The following is an 18,738-nucleotide window of genomic DNA, read 5'->3' as shown; positions in this document are numbered from 1 at the left end:
AAACAATATTTTCAAACCTCGTGAATAGCGGCGAAATCGCATTAACATTATTCTGAAGACCTCACAAATTCCCCGTATAACCATGACTCGCCCTTAGTTTGAATGTCGAAAAACCACTTGCTGCCATAAAATTTTCTTTCGCAACATTCCATGCCCCCGAAACCGCATAAAACGACTCGTACCTGTTTTTCTCCGGAAGCAAAGAAGTCCCATCCCGACGACCAATCAAAGAAACCATATACTTTGAACGATAATCATAATTAACCCTAAACATCATGGAATTGAGCGCCCGCCTCTCCAAGTAACTGCTCATCGTCTTGTTATCCAGTCCGTTTTGCAAATACATGAACGAAGAAATCTCTTGCGGAAAGTTCTGAATCATCGCTGCAAACCCTTCACTCGAGTCCTTCTGAAAAGAATAAACCCCCGTTAAATCCAAATGATGCCCGTTAAAAGTACGGTCATAAGAAAGCACCTGCTCCGCAAGCAACGTCTTTGAAAAATCGTTGGTATAAGCCACCTGATTCTGACGATCCAGCTTACCAATCTCCAAGCGCCTCCGCTTCACATCCTTCGAACCGGTAAACCGCTGTGTAATAGCCAAATTAGAACGATACTTAAGGTACGCCCCCAATTTAACTTCCAAATAAGGATTAACCATCAAAGAGTGGGAAGGATTGCGAAAATCAATTCGGTTGAGATACGCCACCGGATTAATCATATCCCCATAATCCCCCGCAAAAGCCAATGGAAGCCCACTATAATTGCCCGACTCCTCATACACCGTCAAACTGGGCACATAATACATCGCCGACAAAATAGCCCCGATATACCCGTCGTTTGTATTAGCCCCGTTTCCGTTAAGCATACTGTAACTCAAGTTTTCACCAACTTTCAGCCAAGGATTAACCTGATGATCCGAATTAATCCTGAAATTATACCGCTGAGATTCCGTATTGAGAAGAATCCCCTCTTGATTCCGATAATTAAAACTCATGAAAAAATTAGATTTTTCGCCGCCGCTACTAAGAATCTACATTATAATCCTGCATACTGCCCGTACGAAAAATCTCCTCAACCCAATCCGTTCGAGTAATACGCCCGTCCGGATTACGCAAGGGATCAAAGGCCGCCGGAACCGGAAGGTTAGAATGACGATACGCCGCCGCCATCACATCCTGATATTCTGCCGCATTAAGCGATTTTCTCTTCCGCCAAGCCCCCTGAAAACCTTGTTTCGCATCAAAATTAACATTAAGCCGCCCACGTCTTCCTTTTTTAGTCGTAATAAAAACCACTCCTCCCGCTGCCCGCGCCCCATAAACGGCCGCCGTCGCATCTTTAACCACATTGATGGGTTCGATATCGTTGGGATTCAGAATCGGTGTCCCTTCAAAAATAACGTCATCCACCACATACAAAGGCCTCTCGCCATTAATCCCTCCTAATCCCCGAATATTTATCCGGCTTCCAGAAGTAGGATCTCCCCCTTCCGTCGTTACATTAACCCCCGCCGTTTTCCCCTGAATCGCCGAAGCCACATCCGGCAAAGATCGATCGGTAAGGTTGTCCAAATTGGTTCGGGTAACAGCCCCCGACGTCCTTGTCTTCTGCTGCTTACCATACCCCACCGAAACAATCGTAACTTCTTCTATGTTTTTGACCCCAATACTATCATTCTTCCTTTGGGCCGATAAAATCATAGGAAAAAAAGAAAACCCTAAAATAAACTGCGCTGCTCGATTTCGACTTACCGAATAATTTTTCATGGAATATTTTTTTTGCGAAAGTAGTAGTGCAGTAAAAACTATTCCTTAAATACACGTTAAAAGAACATTAAAAAAAGAGGCTCAAAAACCTCCTTTCTTTAATGGAATAATAACAAATCCAACCGCTGTTTCTGCATTTTTAGGCTTTCAATCTGAAGCTGAAGCTCTTCGCCCATACGATCTTCGAAATAGAGCAGTTCCAGCGGATAAAACCCTTTTTTCAGATTAACCTTCGCCGAACGCACACGCACATCATGGCTCCCATCGTTATCAATCACCACTTGCTCTGCAATTTTCAAAACCGCCCCGTCATCAGAAGAAAGTTCGAACAAATAAGCTCCATCTTCCGGAATCCGAAGATACCCCTTGTATCTAATTCCGAAATAATCCTCCGCCCTTTCTTCAGGTAAATCCAAGCCACTTGCAACCCCTTCCCGTAGTGGATCAAGCCCCTCCAACTCCGAAACACTTTTTACCTTTCCCTCGTAGTACGTGTAACGAACCCCTTTTCGCGGCGCTTTTACCGACACCCGACCTTCCAAAAATGCATCCTCCACTCCGACTTCATGAAGCCCGCTGGGATGATGATAAACCCTTGACCGCGTCAACTTCTCCCCCGATACCGTATAGGTATAAAACGACGCCTGATTTCCTCTTAAAACAACCATCCGCCCTCCACGAGGAAGCTTGCCATAGGCATCAAATCCCGAGACATTACCATAAATCAAAGATTTCCCTCGCACCAGTTTTTCATACCGATTGTCGTGATCGTGCCCACAAAAAAAGCCCATGGCAAAAGAATAAGGCAGAGAGCGGGCAAACACCCCCGAATTAACCTGAGGCGCACTTACCGGCTCTCCCCCCATCTCTTCCCCTTCCGCATACTCCGGCAAAGGAATATGCTGAAATACAACCATCGGAATACGCTTCTCTTCACTGTTCTCCAGCCACCGCGAAAGCCACTCCAACTGATCCGGTTTAACCCAATCGTATTTCCCCCATCGGATGGAAGAAGATGGAAGAAGTATAGTCGTGCGTGTCCATCAGAACCAATCGCCCCCCAACCTCAGAGCCATCGTATTTGAAAAGGTCAATCGTGTGATTAAGCACCCCACTGACCGCTTCGGAGTACCCCACAAAAAAGGGCAACCCCTCCAAATACTGCGCAATTTCCTGTTTATTTTTATCTCCCTCATGATCGTGATTCCCCAACACAGCCGTCCACCTCTGCCCCGAACGTGCAAAGATATCCGCTATCGCAGACCACCCTTCCTCCACCGGCGATTGCGTTACAATATCCCCCGAAAGCACAACCAAATCAGGTTTTTCCTGTAAAATTAAATCCGTAATAAGATTTTCATTTTTCGTATTTACAGAGGAGGATGGCGACCAGTGCACATCCGTAAGTTGCAAAATTCGAAACGTACCATCCGAAGCAAACCGAAATTCCATCTTCTTCTGTCCTAACACAAGCGAATACGCTCCGAAACAAACCCATAAAAGCCAAAAACGAACTAAAGTTTTCATACCGCGAATTTAAAAGCTAAGCCCTAAATTCCCGTCAAAACAAAGGTTACGGTTTTGTTAAAAAAAAACAGCAAAAAAATAGCCATTGCGTTTTGCAATGGCTAACAGGAAATTCACATCCCGTAGTCTTATTCCGATTTGGCCATTCTTTCGGCTCTTTTACGGTCTTCTTCCGCCAAAATTTTCTTCCGCATACGGATAAAGTTAGGCGTAACCTCAATGCATTCATCTGCCTGAATATACTCCATGCATTCCTCCAAAGACATTTGGATCTTAGGCGCAATATTACCATCCTTATCCTTACCCGCCGCACGCATGTTATTAAGCTGTTTGCCTTCCACAATATTCACAACCAAATCGCCAGGTTTATTCTGTTCCCCAACAATCATACCCGCATAAACCTCTTCTCCCGGATCCACAAAGAAACGCCCTCTATCTTGTAATTTCTCGATAGAATAAGCCGTTCCTTGACCTTGGTTCTTGGCAATCAAAACCCCATTGTTTCTACCCGGTATCGCCCCTTTAAAAGGTTTGTATTCCGCAAAACGGTGCGCCATAATCGCCTCGCCCGCCGTAGCCGTAAGCATTTGAGAACGCAAACCTATCAGCCCCCGAGAAGGAATCTCGAACTCCAAATGCTGCATTTCTCCTTTAGTCTCCATAATATGCAAATCCCCTTTACGCTGAGTAGCCAAATCAATCACACGGGAAGCATACTCCTCCGGAACATCCACCACCATAGATTCGTACGGTTCGCATTTCTCCCCATCCACCTCACGCAAAATTACCTGAGGCTGACCGATGGTCATCTCATACCCTTCCCGTCTCATCGTTTCGATCAAAACCGAAAGGTGGAGAATCCCCCGTCCAAAAACCAAAAACGTATTGGCATCCTCCGTCTGTTCCACCCGCAAAGCCAAATTTTTCTCTAATTCTTTCTCCAAACGCTCCTTCAAATGATTGGATGTCACATACTTACCATCCTTGCCAAAAAACGGAGAATTATTAATGGAAAACGTCATGTTAAGCGTAGGCTCATCAATGGACAAACGGCTAAGAGGCTCCGGGTTTTCCAAATCCACAAACGTATCCCCAATCTGAAACGCATCAAAACCAACAATCGCACAAATATCGCCAGCCTGAACCTCCTGCACTTTTTTCTTACCCAACCCTTCAAAGACGTAAAGCTCTTTAACCTTACCCTTCAAAATGTTGCCATTCTCTTGAGACAAGCCAATCCATTGCCCTTCTTTAACGTTTCCGCGGGTTACTTTCCCTACGGCAATCCGCCCAAGGAACGAGGAATAATCCAACGAAGTAATCTGCATCTGCAAGTTACCCTCCTCCACTTTAGGCTCCGGCACGTATTGCAAAATCCCATCCAGCAAAGGAAGAATATTATCCGTCGGCTCTAAGGACGTATTGAACCACCCTTGCTTGGACGAACCGTAAAATGTCGGAAAATCCAACTGTTCCTCCGTCGCATCAAGATTAAAGAACAAATCAAATACATTATCGTGAACTTCGTCCGGACGACAGTTTTCCTTATCCACTTTGTTGATCACCACAATCGGTTTCAACCCCAATTCCAACGCTTTATGAAGCACGAAACGGGTCTGAGGCATCGGCCCCTCGAAAGCGTCCACCAATAGCAAAACCCCATCCGCCATCTTCAAAACACGCTCCACTTCGCCTCCAAAATCGGCGTGCCCCGGTGTATCGATAACGTTGATTTTCGTGTCCTTATAGGTTACGGATATGTTTTTGGAAAGAATCGTGATTCCCCTTTCTCTCTCCAAATCATTGTTATCCATAATCAATTCGCCACTTTCCTGATTCTCCCTGAAAATGTTGGTGGCATGAATAATTTTATCAACCAAGGTCGTTTTACCGTGGTCTACGTGCGCAATAATCGCAATGTTTCTGATGTTTTGCATAAAAGGTTTTTGACGGATGCAAAAGTAGAAAAAAAGATTGGAAGATGGAAGCCGTTCCCCCGAAGATTAACCAGAACTTAATGTTTTGATTTTTAACAACCTACCAACAGTATTCCCAAAACAAAACCAAGACCAACAAAAAAGCCCGAAGAAAAATCTTCAGGCCCGTTAGATTACTTCCTTACCAAACAACTCTTACGGATAAGGCGCCAACTCCACCTCCAAGCCATCAATCTCGTCCGTCATAGGAATCTGACAGCCCAAACGGGAATTCGATTTAACATGAAAGGCTTCCGCCAACATGGCCTCCTCCTCGTCACCCATCGGAGACAAAAGTTCCGCCCCACGGCCGACATAAACCTGACAAGAAGCACACATCGCCATCCCGCCACAAACGCCAACCGTACCTTCCTCGGCCAACTCGTAAGCCCGCACTACCTCCATTAAATTCATCGACATATCCGTAGGCGCCGCCACCTCGTGCGTCACTCCTTCCCGATCCTTTATTTTAAGTGTTATATCTCCCATAACTTAGCCCTTTCTTTTCGTTAACGGTATTTTTTTTCTAATCTATCTTTTTCACAACGGCTTTTTCGGCTTCCTTACGGCTACCGTCAAACCCATCCACTCCACTCACTGTCGTGTATTTCAAAACGTACTTCTTCCCAGGGTTCAAACGCTGATAAACACTCTGACACATCAGTGTCGCCTCATGAAACCCGCAGAGAATCAACTTCAGTTTTCCGGGGTAAGTATTGATATCTCCAATAGCATAAACCCCTTCAATATTGGTTTGATAGTCCAAAGCGTTATTCACCACAATGGCATTTTTTTCGATTTCGAGCCCCCAATTTGCCAGCTCGCCCAGCTTCGGCGTAAGCCCAAACAAAGGAATAAAATAATCCGTCTCCACATCGAAAGACTCGCCCTCTTTCTCAATCGTAATCGCCTCGATACGCCCTTCACCTTTAAGCTCTACCACTTCCGCCGGCGTAATCAAGTTAATTCGCCCTTCGTTTTTCAAACGCTGAACCTTCTCCACCGAATCCAAAGCCCCACGAAATTCATTTCTACGATGCACCAAGGTCACCTCCTTGGCCACATCCGCCAAAAAAATCGACCAATCCAAGGCACTATCGCCACCGCCCGCAATCACAATACGCTTATCCCGGAACACCTCGGGATCCTTCACGAAATACTCCACGCCCTTCTCCTCGTAGTCGGACAGATTAGCCAAATCAGGCTTCCTAGGTTCAAAAGTCCCTAATCCTCCGGCTATCGCCACCGCCTTTGCTCGATGAACCGTGCCCTTATTAGTTACAACCTCAAACCACTCTTCATCTATTTTTTCAAGGCTCACCGCCGTTTCTGCCAACGTAAACCCCGGCTGAAACTGCTTAATCTGCTCCATCAAATTATCAATAAGTTCGCCCGCATTGATACTGGGATACCCCGGAATATCAAAGATCGGCTTTTTCGGATAAAGCTCCGCCAGTTGTCCTCCAGGCTGAGGCAGTGCATCGATAAGATGACACTTCATTTTGAGCAATCCTGCTTCAAAAACGGCAAAAAGCCCCGTAGGCCCTGCCCCTATAATCAATAAGTCTGTTGTAATCATGACCTAAATAAATGCTTTGTTGTTAATAATTTGTAAGCGACAAATTTAATAAAAATATAACAACCCCCACGGTAACAAAGATCACCTATTCCCCCTAAAAAGATTCAAAAAAAATCATAAAAACCGAATAAACCCCACCCCGCATAAACTACAAATTCGTAATTTGGCAACGTTTTTGTAAAAATAACCGCATGAAAAAACTAATTCTCTTTTTTGGCATTCTCATCGGAGTAGGGACGTTCGCCCAACTCAACAACATTAAGTCCGGAGAAACCCTGCACTACCGCATTCACTACGGTCCGTTAAATGCCGGAACCGCCACGCTGAGCACCTTAAAAACCAATTATAAAAACATCCCTCACCTCTATGTTAAAGGCGTAGGACGAACAACCGGTGCCGTGCGTACTTTTTTTAAGGTGGAGGACCTTTACGAAAGCTATATCAATCTGAACAACGGACTTCCGAGTTTTTACGTGAGAAACGTCAAAGAAGGCAGCTACAGCCAGCACCTTCAAGCCGCTTTCGACCAGCAAAACAACACTCTTATCCTGACTGACAAAAAAAATCCGAAAAACGCTCCCAAGAAGATCAATACCGTAAACGGACTCCAAGATATGCTTTCCGCTTTCTATCATCTGCGCGGACTGGACGCTACGGAATTGAGAGTCGGCAAAAACATTCGCCTAAACGTATGGATCGACGACGAAATGTTTCCCTTCCAACTTCGGGTGGACGGCACCGAGGACGTTAAAACCAAATTCGGCACCATCAACTGTTTCAAAATCACTCCGATGGTGATGAGCGGAAGGGTTTTCAAAGCCAAAGAAGGCGTTACCATGTGGGTGAGCAACGACAAAAACCGCGTCCCCGTAGCCATGAAAGCCGAATTGGCCGTCGGCTCCATGAAAGCCAGTCTTGAACAATACAGCAACGTAATGTACCCGCTGAACTTCAAAAAATAACCTCCCTTTATACCCAATCAAAAGCAGTCTTAAAGTCTGCTTTTTTTTATTTTCCTCCTTGCCGTAAAAACCCGAATGCACGCACTTCTCAACTTGCGATTATTCATTACCTTTGTACCATGTTCACACTTGGTCATTTTTTAACCCTATCCACCTTTGGCGAAAGCCATGGCGCCGCCTACGGTGGCATTATCACCAATTTTCCCGCAGGCCTCCAGGTCGACCTTCAGGCCGTTCAACACCAATTGGACCGGCGCAAACCCGGACAAAGCGCTTTGGTTACCCAAAGAAAGGAAAGCGATACCATCCGCTTTCTGTCAGGGATTTTCGAGGGAAAAACCACAGGAACCCCCATTGGATTTATCATTGAAAACGAAAACCAAAAATCCAAAGATTACGATCACCTGAAAGACCACTACCGTCCCTCCCACGCCGATTTTACCTACGACCAAAAATTCGGATGGAGAGATCACCGCGGCGGCGGTAAATCGTCCGCCAGAGAAACCATAAACTGGGTGGCTGCCGGCGCACTTGCCAGACAGATCCTGCCCAAGGACATCGAGTTTCATGCATATGTATCCTCCGTCGGCGATATTTTTTGCGAGAAACCCTACCAGCAGCTCGACCTGTCCAAAATTGACCTCAACGACGTCCGCTGTCCCGACGAAGACACCGCCCGAAAAATGACCGAAAAAATAAAAGCCGTCAAAAAAGAAGGAAACACCATAGGCGGCACCATCACCTGTGTCATCAAAGGCGTCCCCGCCGGTATTGGCGAACCCGTATTCGGAAAACTGCAAGCCGAACTGGCCAAAGCCATGATGAACATTAACGCCGCCAAAGGCTTCGAATATGGCAGCGGATTTTGCGGGGCGAAAATGACCGGAAAAGATCACAACGACTTGTTTAATGCCGATTTCAGCACGAAAACCAATCTTTCGGGCGGAATTCAAGGCGGAATTTCCAACGGCATGACCATCTATTTCCGCGTAGCCTTCAAACCCGTAGCCACCATCCTTCGTCCACAGGAAAGTTTCGATAAAAACGGAAATCCCATCCTCGTGGAAGGCAAAGGCCGACACGATCCCTGCGTTCTCCCTAGAGCCGTCCCCATCGTGGAAAACCTAGCGGCTTTCGTCATCGCCGATTTGTTTTTAATCAATCAAATTCGGAAACTCTAACCTCATCCTCCTCTAAAAAACAAAACATGAAAAATTATTGGGATAAAGCCCTTTCCTTTCAAGACTATCTGAACATTGCCCAAACAAGAGCCCAGAACCCTTCCCCCGAAGACGAACATCGGGACTATTACCTCTTGGGCCTCCAGCGTATGGAACGCACCCTGAAAACCTATAAACCCGACCCCGAACAACTAACCGCCCTAAAACAAAAAGAAATTTCGGGAAAAATTCTTATCATTGCCGAACCTTGGTGCGGTGATGCCAGCGCCACCGTTCCTGCCGTGCATTGTTTTTTTGAAGCAGCAGGCATACCTGTCAAAATTTTTCTACGCGATAGCGACCACTCGCTCATCGACCAATTCTTAACAAACGGCAGCCAGTCCATCCCCAAAATCCTCCTTCTCAATGAAGATTTTTCTGTAAAAAACGTATGGGGACCAAGACCAGCTTACGGCACGGCTCTCCTAAAAAAATTCAAGGAAAACCCTGATAGCTATCCTCGGGAAACCTTCTACAACGACCTGCAAATCTATTACGCCAAAAATCGAGGCAAGGACGTCATCGAAGAATTGCTCAATCTAATCTAAAACAACCCCCAAAGTGAAAAAAAATCTTATTTATATTGCTCTTTTAGCCCTTGTCGCAGGGGTATTCTTTATTCCCGGTGTCAAAGATGTATTTTTTCCCGTTGCCGAAATCAAAAACGCCGTAACCGTAGAAGAAGCCGCTTACGACATCCAACTCAAAGGCCTAAACACCACCAGCACCAACCTCAAAAACTTCCGAGGCAAAAAAGTGCTTTTCCTAAACTTTTGGGGCACCTGGTGCAAACCTTGCAGGGAAGAATGGCCCAGCATCCAAAAACTCTACGAAAACCGAAAAGACCAAATGGACTTCGTCCTTATCGCCATGATGGATCAAGAAGAAGACGTAAAGAAGTTCATCGAAGAAAACGGCTATACCGCCCCCGTCTACCTCGCAGAAAGCCCCATCGAAGCCAAGCTGCTTCCCAAGGTCTTCCCCACTACCTTTCTATTAGCGCCCAACGGCCACATCCTCCTAAAAGAAGAAGCTACGAAAGACTGGAACAGCGAGGAAAGTCTGAATTTCATTGATCGTGTAACCCCCTGACTTTAACACATTTTAAAACCATCCCCGCTCTCCTTTGGAACACATTTTGCAAAAATAGGCCTGAAAAACAATCTCCAAATCAATGAAATATTCTAAAATCGACGTACTAAAAGAAGCCATCAAACACAAAGGATTCATCCAAAAACTCCCAGCCATTTGGCGCATGGTAAAACTTTGGAAACAAGGCTACTACCCTGCAAAAACCTTGGACATTGTGCTCCCCATTCTGGGATTACTCTACGTCATTTCCCCAATTGATCTGATACCAGAGTTCCTTGTCCCCGTCATCGGCTCCATGGACGACTTGGCCGTTTTGGCCCTGACCATCCCCAAACTAATGGCCGAAGTGGATAAATTCCTACTGTGGGAAGCCCTGAAAAAGAAGGGCATCACCACCATTGAGGCCGAAGAAGTAAAACCCTAATCCGCTAAATAAACCCAAACCAACCGCCAAAACCTTTTCAGGCGGTTTTTTTATTGAAGAAAATTCAGGACATTTGCAATGTGAAAACACTCGTTTCGGTATCGGGCACCACAGGAATTGGTAAAACCAAACTGGCTATTGAACTAGCCAGCCATTACCGTACGGAAATACTCTCCTGCGATTCCCGTCAGTTTTTTAAGGAAATGCCCATCGGGACAGCCGCTCCTTCACCACAGGAACAGCAGCAGGCTCCCCATCATTTCATCGGACACCTGTCCGTAACCGACTATTATTCCATCGGGCAGTTTGAAACCGATGCCCTGAACCGACTCGAAAGCCTTTTCCAAACCCACGACACCGTTATTATGGTCGGCGGAAGCATGATGTACGAAAAAGCCGTTCTTCAAGGCCTGAACGACCTTCCCGAAGCGACCCCCGAAAATCAGGAAAAACTACTGACCCTTTGGCAATCCGAAGGCATCGAAGCCCTCCAAAACCTCTTGGAAAACCTTGATGCCGAATATTACGCCATTGTCGACCGTCAAAACCCGCGGCGGCTGCTCCGCGCCATCGACGTCATTTGGAAAACCGGAGAAAAATACTCCGAACTGATTGCCAAGCCCCAACCCCAGCGCCCTTTTAAAACCCTGAGAATCGGCATCGAAGCCCCAAGGGAAACCATCTACCAGCGCATCAACCAAAGGGTGGATCTGATGATGGAAAACGGGCTACTGGAAGAAGTGAAAAGCCTACTACCCTACCGTCATCTCACCGCTCTAAAAACCGTAGGATACAGCGAACTTTTTGATTATTTCGACGGTAAAACCGATTTGGAAACCGCCATTGAAGAAATCAAGAAAAACTCCCGAAGATTCGCCAAAAGACAACTCACCTGGTACCGAAAAGAAAACGACATCCACCAAGTAAACTACGCCAATGCATTCGGCGAATCCTTATCTTTGCTGAAAGAAAATCACGTTATCTAAAAATAAAGTTTAACCCTAAAAAAACAATTATTATGGCCAATACGCCTTCCAATATGTTAGCCCTAGGCACCAGAGCCCCTTATTTCGAACTTCCTAACCCTTCCAAAAGCAACGAAATACAATCGCTGGAAGATTTAAAAGGCGAAAAAGGAACTTTGGTCGTATTCATGTGCAACCACTGCCCGTTCGTCCTCCACATCATCGACAAACTCACCGAACTCTACGAAGATTATAACGAAAAAGGAATCGAGTTCATCGCCATCAATGCCAATGACGTGGAAAAATACCCCGACGATGCCCCCGAAAAAATGATCGAATTCCAAATCGAAAAACGCTTCGACTTCCCTTACCTCTTCGACGAAAGCCAATCGGTTGCCAAAGCCTACGACGCCGCTTGCACTCCCGATTTCTATTTCTTCGATAGCAAACTGGATCTCATCTACCGAGGCCAAATGGACGACTCCCGCCCCGGAAACGCCAAAGAAATCACAGGGGAAGATCTCATCATCGCCTTTGAAAACCTCCTCGCAGGAGAACCCCAGGAAGAAATTCAACGCCCAAGTTTAGGCTGTAACATCAAATGGAAAAACTAAACGAAAAGCTGCCCCAAAAGGCAGCTTTTTCTATGAAACAAAAAACGGGTTAAACCGTTTTTCCTCCCCCACCGTAGTCGACGTTCCATGCCCCGGAAAAACCTCGGTAGCCTCCGGCAATACAAATAATTTCGTCCGAATACTCTCAAGTAAAACGTCCGCATTCCCCTTATAAAGATCCGTACGCCCAATACTCCCCCGAAACAAAACATCTCCCGACACCACAAAACCCTGACGAACACAATGAAACGCCACGTGTCCTGGTGAATGCCCCGGCACATGATGCACCACCAGTTCATCCTCATCCAAACGAATCACCTCTCCTTCGGATAAAAAAGAAACCTCCCCCGAAAAAGGAGGAAAAAAGAAACCATACTGCCCCGCCGTCATAGGATTACGATCCAAAATCTCCTTCTCGTCAGGATGCAGCCGCACGCCAATACCAAAACGGTCATGACACCACTGAAGCCCAAACACATGATCAATATGAGCATGCGTTAAAAGCAGATGACGAACTGCCAGCCCCTTGCGGGTAACAAAAGCCTCCAAAGCCTGCGTTTCATGAGGTTGCAAATTTCCCGGATCCACCACCGCCGCAGTTTTTTGCTCGTTATACAAAACATAAGTATTCTCCGAAAAAGGATTAAACGTAAAAGATTCTATAGCCAGCATAACGTCTCGTTTATCGCAAAATTAGACTTTTTAACGAAAAATAAAAAACAGCTATTCACCAAACCAATCAACACTAAGAATATTTTTTTTCATATCAAAATTTTACAACGTTTCTGTTATTTAATAATAATTGAGGTTGTTTTTACACTATTTTTCTTTATCGTGAACCCTAGACGGCCTCACACTAACCCAAGTCCATTTATTTCCCTCTTTCCTAAAAGCCTCAAAATAATAAATCTGTTCCGTATCCGCTTGTATATAGGAGGACAAATCGAAAAAGCTACACCGTCAGCATCCGAAACCTCCTCTCGTTCAATCGGAGGAAGCCGCTTATCCGCCGAGATTTTTAACTTGAACCTCATAACGGCCACCCTTTATTTGGATATGTTTACAGATAAATTTGGTATTAACCGGATGATTAATTTTGAATCACAGAACAATCAATAATTTATAAAGGAAGTGCTGCCAAAAGTTTTTCTATCTTTTGGCATTTTTTTAATAGATATAATTTTTACTATTCATTCTTATGAGTTTATTTTAAATTAGCAGCATAGAAATTTGATATGTTGTTTTTTTAAGAAAGCTAAAAAAGATGAAGATTATAACTTTTAATAAAATTAAAATAAATGAATTTTTCTAAAATACTTTATATGCTTGTTCTTGGTGTAGCACCACTATTAGTAAATGCCCAAGATATAAAAGAAAACATAGCTATTGAGGGAGGTTATACCTATTTTAATAGAAGTTTTGCTGATGTTGGAGTAAAGTTTGCATTGGACAAAGAATTTATAGTATTAGGTGGAAATGCATTAGTAGGTGCTGCTGATGGTAAACTTTTAGTCATACCCGAGATTAATGCAACGAAATATTTTGAATTCAAGAAAAATGATTTACCATTCACTTTTGTAAGGTTTAATGTTTCTCCAAAAACAGTTGCTCCACAAGTTGGATTTAGCTATTTCTTTTTAGAGCTTGGTGTGGGGTATGGCTTTAGGTTTGATAATTCCATCCACTATAGAACAGAAGGATTTAGAACACAACTGAATATCAATATTCCTTTAAAATTTAACATGAGAATAATGTAGAAGTGACAAATGGTAAATTAAAAAGGTCATTCTGAATAACGGTTATTTTACATGAGAATAGCAATAGTAAAAGTTTTTATATAAATTTAATTCTTATGAAAAAAATAATATTAGCCCTGTTTTTGTCCGATGTATAATAAAGATTTTGTAATATTTTCATCATATAATGCTTTTCTCTTTCACTAATTTATTTAACTTAGCAATATAGCAAATACTTTTCTCGTTAGTGTCAGGTGTAGTAAAATAATATCAAAAACAATTATGAAAATGAAAAAAATAACAATTTTAATATTAATGAGTTTTATAATAAATCTTTGTTTTTCTCAAAAAATAAAAATTGAACATGTTATAAAAAATGATTCTCTCCCTAAAAGAGAAAAGAAAGATTTTTTTTACTTGGCAAAAGAAACTGATATTACAAAGGCTAAATATATTGGAAGACTTAAAGCAACGAACAAATTCAGCTATATTGACATGGTAATCTATTTGTTGAAAGACCAAGCACAAAAGAGAGGTGCTAATTCATTCAAATTTGTTGATTTTAAAAATAAAGATGGAATAAACCAGTTAGTTATTGATGTTTATGTTATTGGAGATGAGATAAAAAAGATAAATCAAGATAATCTTCCAAAAAATAATTTTTTTTTCTTTGGTAAAGATAATTTAGGTAAAGAAATTATAGAGGAATATTCTTTAAATGATGAACCAAGAAAAATCAAATCTTTTCATTACACGGTAATGGAATTTGATAAACCTATGAAAGTTACAAAAGGAAAAGCATTTGGCACATCTGTAAAAGTTAAACCGAATGAAAACGGAGACTCAATGTTTATAAGCTTTTCGGGATTCGGTGCTTCTTCAATATCTACACCATCTGGAGGAATTGGAATTGGTTTCTCTGGAGGAAATGTAACTCTAATGGATAGTAATTATGGTTTTTTATTGACAAATATTTATAGCAGAGAATAATAAATATTTGCCAATAACATGTATAGCCTTTACAAAAATTATGTGATATTTTGTTAAATAACCAACATGAAAGGAAAAATTATACTATCCATTTTATTGTTACTTTTTATTTCCTGTAAAAAAGTTGAGGAAAATAAAAGAGTTGATATAAAATCTGCTGAAAATGATTCTGTTCCAAAACACGGAAGAATTTTTTTTGAATATGACAAAATAGACCACTACAAAAACGAAATAGACAGCATTTATGAATTAACGAGTAATAGAGAAATTTCAAAACTTAATAATCTAAAATCTGAAATTGTTTTAGGTGATAAACCTAAAGATTTAAATGACACTGAGTTTTTCAAAAGTTTGGAAAAAATTGGCTATAAAAAATCTGAAATTAGTCAGTCTAAATTTGAAGAAATAAATAAAATTTTTGTTGAAAAAACAGTAAGTCAAAATTTAGATTATGCATGTCCTGCTGTTTATCGAGATATATTAATTTTCAGAAAACAAAATAAAACTGTGGGAATTGCCAAAATATGTTTTGAATGTTTTAAAAGTCAAATTATAGGAACTAAAGCGAATACTGAGAATTTTGGTCAAAATGGAGATTATGAAAAGCTTGAAGAAATACTGAAAAATTAAAAAGATATGTTTGAAAAATAGTCAAAAAAATGTAACGTTTAGGCTCTTTTGTGTTTTTTTATATTAGAAATTCGATGAAAAAATTTTTGTTATTTTTTGTAGTGTGTTTTATTTCTTGTCAGAATTCTAAGTTAGTTAACGAAGGTAAACCTACTTTGGTTAAAGAAATTAGATTTTCCGAAAAGGAGAAGGAAATGCAAACGGTTATCATCAATATTATTAAAGCTTATCAGAATAAAGATGAAAAGACTTTAAATAAACTTATTCATAAGAAGTTTGGGATAACCTTTCTGTTTCGTATGGGAGCTCAGGATAATATTGCTAATTTTAAAAAGATTTCTTTTGCTAAACCCGTTCCCAGCTATTTGCCTTTTGACCCTAATATCATAACTGACTATAAAATTACCCAAGAAAAACTACCGATATTTAGCTGTGAAACCGAAAGCTGGAATAAACCTGCGGGAATTTATATCGACCTTAATCAAAAAGAATCTTTATTTTCTGAAATTGCAAAGTTTGAAAATGCTAACTTTGATGAGAACCTCTGGCCCGATAGTGAGGTTAAAAAACTGGAAACCATAGAGAGAAACAGTCATAAAGTCATTGTGATTGGGCAAAACCAAAAGGAGTTTATTTTCTACATTGGTTATTTCAATAACATATGGTATCTAACGGCTATTGACCGATTTGAGGTTTGTTCCGCATAAAATCAACACAATAAATTGGAGGTGAAATGAATGATTTTAAACTGCTAATCGCTCTTGTATTATTTGTATTGTTATCGTGTCATACAACCGAGAGTAAAATAGAAGAAAAGCAAATACCAACAGAAGGTGCATCGGAAAAATTAGAAAAGAAGGAAACCTTTGAAATTTCGTACGAAAAACTTTCAGATAAAGCGATTCCTCAGGGGCTTTCTTTTGAGGGAAAGGTAAAAGAGGTTGTTAGAGTAGAGGATTTACAGGGAGAGCATATAATCCTGTTAACAGAAACGGGTATTGTTCCCAGCAAAAAGGTGGTCAACGCAGACTATGAAAAAGAGGCAAAAATTTTCGTGTACGATTATCTTTACGATAAAAACGAAAATAAATATAAATTAAACTGGAAAGTGCAAGATTTTATTTTGAATTGCGAGTTTGATTTATCTATGAATTTCGTTAAAGATACTTTTAAAATCACGGATTTAAACCATAATGGTATCGCCGAAATTTGGATGATGTATTCCATGTTGTGTACTTCGGACATCAGTCCAGATGTGATGAAAATTATCATGTACGAAGGCAAACAGAAATATGCTTTAAGAGGACACGCTACTCTAATGGCGGGCGAAGACCAACTTGAGGAAGGCGAGTATCAATTCGACGAAAACTTATCAAAAGCCTCAAAAGAAATCAAAGACTTTGCTTTAAAAATGTGGCGGAAGAACAGCGTTCAGCGTCTGGACTGAGATGCTTTTTTTTCGATGGGGACGCCCCTTCCAAATTTCTTTTTTAGGTTGAATGACATCAAGGAATCAGGCGACGGCGAAGAGGCGACGAAACGCATCAAATAGGTTCTATTTTTGAAGGTTCAGCATTCGGATAGCGGTCATTTTTGAAATTTTACCGTCGCAAAATTCCATTTCCCAATGTCAAAATTTTCTTCCCCAATGTAGAAATTTATTCCCCCAATATCAAAACTCATTTCCCCAATATCAAAATTTGCTCCCCCAATTTGGAAATTTATTTCCCCATTGTCAAAATTTACTTCCCCATTGTCAAAATTTACTTCCCCAATGTGAAAATTTATTCCCTCGATGTCAAAATTCGCTTCCCCAATATGGAAATTTATTTCCCCATTGTCAAAATTTACTTCCCCAATGTCAAAGCTCATTTCCCCGATATAGCGTTCTATTTTAAGGCTATTGATGCCATACTAAACCTATTCTTTAAGCCTTCTAACGGAGTATTTTAGATTTCGGAAGCGCTTTATGAACGTTTTTATTTTCTTGGTATAAATTATCCATTTTTTGTCTGAATCCATTTTCGTCATTGGGGGTATTCCGACTTAATGCCTCTTTCGCTAATTCTAAAAGATCGGTATAATACGCTTCCATGACTCCAGCAATCTTAAAGCATCTTTCTAAGAATAGTTTAATAGCCCCTGTTTCTATTTTTCGATAGACGGCGGGCGTTATTTGGAATTCACCTGCCATATTACTATGGTCCTCCCCTTTACGGCGGCAACATTATTCAATTTTTTTATCGTTTTTTTTCATGCTTATTGGCTTCACCCCCATTAATAAACCTAAACAATTTCACTAAAAGAAAATCCTTTTCATTTAAAAATAGTTTTAGATTAAAAAAATAGTTTTATCTATGCAGGCAGAGAAACAAACTGTTAAAAGAAGCATTTAGAATTAATCAATCTCCTTTCCCTTATTGCTTTTAAAAGTTTTGAAGGGCATTTTTAAAAAAATATGAATGAGGTAATTCAATTTTTATTTAAAGGTAAATGGTCAAACGAGAGGTACGGCTTCGTTCTTAATACCAAAACCGTATTGATAAACTATTTTAAAATACTTTTTCTTTATTTAATTCTCGTAACCTTGTTGGCTTACTTTGGCCTCATGGAATCCGATAAATCGCCTTCATTAAAAGGAAAAGGCAACGAAGAAATCCCTATGTATTTTAAATTGGGATTTATCTGTTTAATAGGACCTATTGTCGAAGAATTGGTTTTTAGATTACCTTTAAAAATGAGCAAGGTCAATAGCTATGTTTCTACTTTTTTTTTGTACTTGTTTTTGTTTTTTGTTACTAAAAAACAGCATCCCGATATAAATGGCTTATTGAAATATAGTATTTGTTTTTTAATCTTGTTTGTTAGCTGGGGGCTGATTTATTTAAAGTACGATCGTATAAGCGCTATTCTCCAAAAGCATTTTTTAATTTATTTTCACCTCCTGACAATAGCTTTCTGTTTGGTGCATTACGGAAATTATAACTTTAATATAAAATCCGTGGCGCCTTATTTATTAATGTTTTTAATGCTCATTAATGGCTATTATTTCGCTTATACCCGGTTAAGATTTGGATTTTCGTATGCTGTTTTTATTCATATTTTTCACAACACATTAATTTCGATTCCTTTAATTATTAAATGGCACATTCAACTCACAAAGGTAACTTTTTAGAGAGAGCAAATAAAAAAGGGAAGTCGAAACTTCCCTTGGGTTAAATGAAAATTTTTCTCACATTTGCTTTCGAGTAAAA

The 18,738-nt window shown here is 41.1% G+C and carries 23 protein-coding genes; 13 read left to right on the top strand and 10 right to left on the bottom strand.

Going from position 1 to position 18,738, the window contains the following annotated elements:
* Positions 1-61: 61 nt before the first annotated feature.
* The 7 genes from VQ048_RS08870 to VQ048_RS08840 form a co-directional block, all read right to left on the bottom strand.
* A complete protein-coding gene (locus VQ048_RS08870) occupies positions 62-997 on the bottom strand; it encodes a SusC/RagA family TonB-linked outer membrane protein (protein WP_327611337.1) in 936 nt (311 codons plus the stop codon).
* A gap of 28 nt (positions 998-1,025) precedes the next feature.
* Positions 1,026-1,769, bottom strand: coding sequence for a TonB-dependent receptor plug domain-containing protein (locus VQ048_RS08865; RefSeq protein WP_327611336.1), 744 nt, complete (start codon positions 1,767-1,769; stop codon positions 1,026-1,028).
* A 98-nt stretch (positions 1,770-1,867) separates the two neighbouring features.
* The gene (locus tag VQ048_RS08860) at positions 1,868-2,737 is read right to left on the bottom strand and encodes a PA14 domain-containing protein (RefSeq protein ID WP_327611335.1); all 870 of its coding nucleotides are present in this window, start codon (positions 2,735-2,737) and stop codon (positions 1,868-1,870) included.
* Positions 2,738-2,747: 10 nt separating this feature from the next.
* A complete protein-coding gene (locus tag VQ048_RS08855) occupies positions 2,748-3,296 on the bottom strand; it encodes a metallophosphoesterase family protein (RefSeq protein WP_327611334.1) in 549 nt (182 codons plus the stop codon).
* Positions 3,297-3,424: 128 nt separating this feature from the next.
* A complete protein-coding gene (gene typA / locus VQ048_RS08850; protein ID WP_327611333.1) occupies positions 3,425-5,233 on the bottom strand; it encodes a translational GTPase TypA in 1,809 nt (602 codons plus the stop codon).
* Positions 5,234-5,428: 195 nt separating this feature from the next.
* Positions 5,429-5,761: a 2Fe-2S iron-sulfur cluster-binding family protein gene (locus tag VQ048_RS08845; RefSeq protein ID WP_327611332.1), complete on the bottom strand. Its 333-nt coding sequence runs from the start codon at positions 5,759-5,761 to the stop codon at positions 5,429-5,431.
* Between the two features lie 37 nt (positions 5,762-5,798).
* Positions 5,799-6,851 (bottom strand): NAD(P)/FAD-dependent oxidoreductase, encoded by a 1,053-nt coding sequence (locus VQ048_RS08840; RefSeq protein WP_327611331.1) that lies wholly within the window; start codon positions 6,849-6,851, stop codon positions 5,799-5,801.
* Between the two features lie 191 nt (positions 6,852-7,042).
* On the opposite strand from VQ048_RS08840, the gene VQ048_RS08835 reads away from it, so the two are divergent.
* The 7 genes from VQ048_RS08835 (at position 7,043) to VQ048_RS08805 (ending at position 12,128) form a co-directional block, all read left to right on the top strand.
* Positions 7,043-7,813, top strand: coding sequence for a DUF3108 domain-containing protein (locus VQ048_RS08835; protein WP_327611330.1), 771 nt, complete (start codon positions 7,043-7,045; stop codon positions 7,811-7,813).
* 119 nt (positions 7,814-7,932) lie between these two features.
* A complete protein-coding gene (aroC, locus tag VQ048_RS08830) occupies positions 7,933-8,994 on the top strand; it encodes a chorismate synthase (protein WP_327611329.1) in 1,062 nt (353 codons plus the stop codon).
* Positions 8,995-9,020: 26 nt separating this feature from the next.
* Positions 9,021-9,581 (top strand): thioredoxin family protein, encoded by a 561-nt coding sequence (locus VQ048_RS08825; protein WP_327611328.1) that lies wholly within the window; start codon positions 9,021-9,023, stop codon positions 9,579-9,581.
* Positions 9,582-9,594: 13 nt separating this feature from the next.
* On the top strand, positions 9,595-10,125 hold the full coding sequence (locus tag VQ048_RS08820) for a TlpA family protein disulfide reductase (RefSeq protein ID WP_327611327.1): 531 nt from the start codon (positions 9,595-9,597) through the stop codon (positions 10,123-10,125).
* Between the two features lie 82 nt (positions 10,126-10,207).
* Positions 10,208-10,549 (top strand): YkvA family protein, encoded by a 342-nt coding sequence (locus tag VQ048_RS08815; protein WP_327611326.1) that lies wholly within the window; start codon positions 10,208-10,210, stop codon positions 10,547-10,549.
* Positions 10,550-10,629: 80 nt separating this feature from the next.
* Positions 10,630-11,535 (top strand): tRNA (adenosine(37)-N6)-dimethylallyltransferase MiaA, encoded by a 906-nt coding sequence (gene miaA / locus VQ048_RS08810; RefSeq protein ID WP_327611325.1) that lies wholly within the window; start codon positions 10,630-10,632, stop codon positions 11,533-11,535.
* Positions 11,536-11,567: 32 nt separating this feature from the next.
* A complete protein-coding gene (locus tag VQ048_RS08805) occupies positions 11,568-12,128 on the top strand; it encodes a thioredoxin family protein (protein WP_327611324.1) in 561 nt (186 codons plus the stop codon).
* Between the two features lie 30 nt (positions 12,129-12,158).
* Here VQ048_RS08805 and VQ048_RS08800 read toward each other — a convergent pair whose 3' ends face one another.
* On the bottom strand, positions 12,159-12,800 hold the full coding sequence (locus VQ048_RS08800) for an MBL fold metallo-hydrolase (RefSeq protein WP_327611323.1): 642 nt from the start codon (positions 12,798-12,800) through the stop codon (positions 12,159-12,161).
* A 626-nt stretch (positions 12,801-13,426) separates the two neighbouring features.
* Between VQ048_RS08800 and VQ048_RS08795 the strand changes: the two genes are divergently transcribed.
* From VQ048_RS08795 to VQ048_RS08775, 5 genes are all read left to right on the top strand, one after another.
* On the top strand, positions 13,427-13,885 hold the full coding sequence (locus tag VQ048_RS08795) for a hypothetical protein (RefSeq protein ID WP_327611322.1): 459 nt from the start codon (positions 13,427-13,429) through the stop codon (positions 13,883-13,885).
* Between the two features lie 267 nt (positions 13,886-14,152).
* Entirely contained in the window at positions 14,153-14,854 is a 702-nt protein-coding gene (locus VQ048_RS08790) for a hypothetical protein (protein ID WP_127919814.1), read from the top strand.
* A gap of 66 nt (positions 14,855-14,920) precedes the next feature.
* Positions 14,921-15,484, top strand: coding sequence for a hypothetical protein (locus VQ048_RS08785; protein ID WP_064970430.1), 564 nt, complete (start codon positions 14,921-14,923; stop codon positions 15,482-15,484).
* A gap of 74 nt (positions 15,485-15,558) precedes the next feature.
* The gene (locus tag VQ048_RS08780; RefSeq protein WP_327611321.1) at positions 15,559-16,191 is read left to right on the top strand and encodes a hypothetical protein; all 633 of its coding nucleotides are present in this window, start codon (positions 15,559-15,561) and stop codon (positions 16,189-16,191) included.
* 26 nt (positions 16,192-16,217) lie between these two features.
* Positions 16,218-16,931 carry a M949_RS01915 family surface polysaccharide biosynthesis protein gene (locus tag VQ048_RS08775; protein ID WP_327611320.1) on the top strand — a complete coding sequence of 238 codons (714 nt, stop codon included), beginning with the start codon at positions 16,218-16,220 and terminating at the stop codon, positions 16,929-16,931.
* A gap of 140 nt (positions 16,932-17,071) precedes the next feature.
* Here the strand turns inward: VQ048_RS08775 and VQ048_RS08770 are convergent, their stop codons facing one another.
* Together VQ048_RS08770 and VQ048_RS08765 are read right to left on the bottom strand one after the other, a co-directional pair.
* On the bottom strand, positions 17,072-17,356 hold the full coding sequence (locus VQ048_RS08770) for a hypothetical protein (protein ID WP_327611319.1): 285 nt from the start codon (positions 17,354-17,356) through the stop codon (positions 17,072-17,074).
* Between the two features lie 64 nt (positions 17,357-17,420).
* Positions 17,421-17,678 (bottom strand): hypothetical protein, encoded by a 258-nt coding sequence (locus VQ048_RS08765; protein ID WP_327611318.1) that lies wholly within the window; start codon positions 17,676-17,678, stop codon positions 17,421-17,423.
* A gap of 264 nt (positions 17,679-17,942) precedes the next feature.
* On the opposite strand from VQ048_RS08765, the gene VQ048_RS08760 reads away from it, so the two are divergent.
* Entirely contained in the window at positions 17,943-18,659 is a 717-nt protein-coding gene (locus VQ048_RS08760; RefSeq protein ID WP_327611317.1) for a hypothetical protein, read from the top strand.
* Positions 18,660-18,738 lie beyond the last annotated feature (79 nt).

Source organism: Bergeyella anatis, assembly GCF_036016955.1.
Classification (GTDB): Bacteria; Bacteroidota; Bacteroidia; order Flavobacteriales; family Weeksellaceae; genus JAYWXI01.
This window is presented reverse-complemented; position numbering and strand designations above follow the sequence as displayed.

Excerpts from the sequence above, each read along its gene's own strand:
- aroC (WP_327611329.1), top strand. The coding sequence starts at position 7,933 with ATGTTCACACTTGGTCATTTTTTAACCCTATCCACCTTTGGCGAAAGC.
- VQ048_RS08805 (WP_327611324.1), top strand. The coding sequence starts at position 11,568 with ATGGCCAATACGCCTTCCAATATGTTAGCCCTAGGCACCAGAGCCCCT.
- VQ048_RS08870 (WP_327611337.1), bottom strand. The coding sequence starts at position 997 with ATGAGTTTTAATTATCGGAATCAAGAGGGGATTCTTCTCAATACGGAA.
- VQ048_RS08760 (WP_327611317.1), top strand. The coding sequence starts at position 17,943 with ATGAATGAGGTAATTCAATTTTTATTTAAAGGTAAATGGTCAAACGAG.
- VQ048_RS08855 (WP_327611334.1), bottom strand. The coding sequence starts at position 3,296 with ATGAAAACTTTAGTTCGTTTTTGGCTTTTATGGGTTTGTTTCGGAGCG.
- VQ048_RS08765 (WP_327611318.1), bottom strand. The coding sequence starts at position 17,678 with ATGGCAGGTGAATTCCAAATAACGCCCGCCGTCTATCGAAAAATAGAA.
- VQ048_RS08800 (WP_327611323.1), bottom strand. The coding sequence starts at position 12,800 with ATGCTGGCTATAGAATCTTTTACGTTTAATCCTTTTTCGGAGAATACT.
- VQ048_RS08785 (WP_064970430.1), top strand. The coding sequence starts at position 14,921 with ATGAAAGGAAAAATTATACTATCCATTTTATTGTTACTTTTTATTTCC.
- VQ048_RS08815 (WP_327611326.1), top strand. The coding sequence starts at position 10,208 with ATGAAATATTCTAAAATCGACGTACTAAAAGAAGCCATCAAACACAAA.
- VQ048_RS08845 (WP_327611332.1), bottom strand. The coding sequence starts at position 5,761 with ATGGGAGATATAACACTTAAAATAAAGGATCGGGAAGGAGTGACGCAC.
- VQ048_RS08825 (WP_327611328.1), top strand. The coding sequence starts at position 9,021 with ATGAAAAATTATTGGGATAAAGCCCTTTCCTTTCAAGACTATCTGAAC.
- VQ048_RS08790 (WP_127919814.1), top strand. The coding sequence starts at position 14,153 with ATGAAAAAAATAACAATTTTAATATTAATGAGTTTTATAATAAATCTT.
- VQ048_RS08795 (WP_327611322.1), top strand. The coding sequence starts at position 13,427 with ATGAATTTTTCTAAAATACTTTATATGCTTGTTCTTGGTGTAGCACCA.
- VQ048_RS08835 (WP_327611330.1), top strand. The coding sequence starts at position 7,043 with ATGAAAAAACTAATTCTCTTTTTTGGCATTCTCATCGGAGTAGGGACG.
- VQ048_RS08840 (WP_327611331.1), bottom strand. The coding sequence starts at position 6,851 with ATGATTACAACAGACTTATTGATTATAGGGGCAGGGCCTACGGGGCTT.
- VQ048_RS08775 (WP_327611320.1), top strand. The coding sequence starts at position 16,218 with ATGAATGATTTTAAACTGCTAATCGCTCTTGTATTATTTGTATTGTTA.
- VQ048_RS08780 (WP_327611321.1), top strand. The coding sequence starts at position 15,559 with ATGAAAAAATTTTTGTTATTTTTTGTAGTGTGTTTTATTTCTTGTCAG.
- VQ048_RS08865 (WP_327611336.1), bottom strand. The coding sequence starts at position 1,769 with ATGAAAAATTATTCGGTAAGTCGAAATCGAGCAGCGCAGTTTATTTTA.
- typA (WP_327611333.1), bottom strand. The coding sequence starts at position 5,233 with ATGCAAAACATCAGAAACATTGCGATTATTGCGCACGTAGACCACGGT.
- VQ048_RS08770 (WP_327611319.1), bottom strand. The coding sequence starts at position 17,356 with ATGAGCTTTGACATTGGGGAAGTAAATTTTGACAATGGGGAAATAAAT.